Annotated in this window: 2 protein-coding genes; both read right to left on the bottom strand. The window is 48.9% G+C overall.

Features of this window, described 5'->3' with window-relative positions; all coding sequences use genetic code 11:
• Positions 1 to 219 precede the first annotated feature (219 nt).
• Positions 220 to 588 carry a rhodanese-like domain-containing protein gene (locus ACTHS3_RS15550; protein ID WP_070608906.1) on the bottom strand — a complete coding sequence of 123 codons (369 nt, stop codon included), beginning with the start codon at positions 586 to 588 and terminating at the stop codon, positions 220 to 222.
• A gap of 112 nt (positions 589 to 700) precedes the next feature.
• On the bottom strand, positions 701 to 899 hold a 199-nt coding region (locus ACTHS3_RS15545), incomplete at its 5' end, for a carboxymuconolactone decarboxylase family protein (RefSeq protein ID WP_440368446.1).

Genomic DNA, 899 nt, shown 5'->3' with positions numbered 1-899 from the left:
ACGAAGTTTTGCAAACCGAAGGCTTACAAGTTATCCGTCTTGAGCCGATGGAAGCACACAGCATTCGCGCCTTGGCCGATAACACCAATATTTTGGTTATCAAACAATTGATTCACGAAACCGGTCTCAGCAAACGTTTTAGATTTGGAAGTTGCTGTCTGTAATGGCAATAAAGGCCGTCTGAAAAGTTTCAGACGGCCTTTTTAAAATCAACTAGGTTTATTTCAAACCTTTTTTCACCAAGTCTTCATAACCGCCATGGTTGGTTACGTTGGTGTAGCCGGCTTTTTTCAGCTCAGTCAGCGCGGCTTCTGCACGGCGGCCGCTGCGGCAGTAGAGGTTTACCGGTGCGTTTTTATCCGGGCTGACGGATTTGATGCGGTCAACGATTTGGTCATGAGGGATATTGAGCGCACCTTGCAAGTGGCCTTCTTTAAATTCTTCGGCAGAGCGGACATCAATCCAAACGCCTTTTGCTTTTGCAGGCTGTGCCACGCTTTTTTCAACCTTAGGCATAGAGGCTGCGGAAGCGGCCAAAGGAGTGGCAATAGCGGCAGCAAAAAGTACGGCGGTCAGCAGTTTCTTCATGGTTCAATCTCCTATTAGACAGAAAACAATATGATAACTTTATCAGTTTAGCATTTCATCAGGCCGTCTGAAAGGGGAGTTGGCTTTCAGACGGCCTGATTTTACAAACCAATTAGCGTTGGGTTTCTACTGCTTCCAAAGCGCGCAAAGCGTAGGTATAAGCGGCACCTGCGTTCAGCGCGATAGCGGTGGCCAATGCTCCGGCGATTTCGCTTTCGGTTGCACCTGCTTTGGCTGCTGCTGCGGCATGCACGCTGATGCAGCTTTCGCAACGTGTGGTAATGGCAACGGCGATGGCGATTAGTTCGCGA

This window comes from Neisseria sp. P0009.S007 (genome assembly GCF_051962515.1).
Note: the sequence above shows the minus strand (reverse complement) of the source record. Positions and strands in the feature narration are given on the sequence as shown.

Bases quoted from the DNA above. Each gene is read 5' to 3' on its own strand.
- ACTHS3_RS15550 (WP_070608906.1), bottom strand. From the start codon at position 588: ATGAAGAAACTGCTGACCGCCGTACTTTTTGCTGCCGCTATTGCCACT.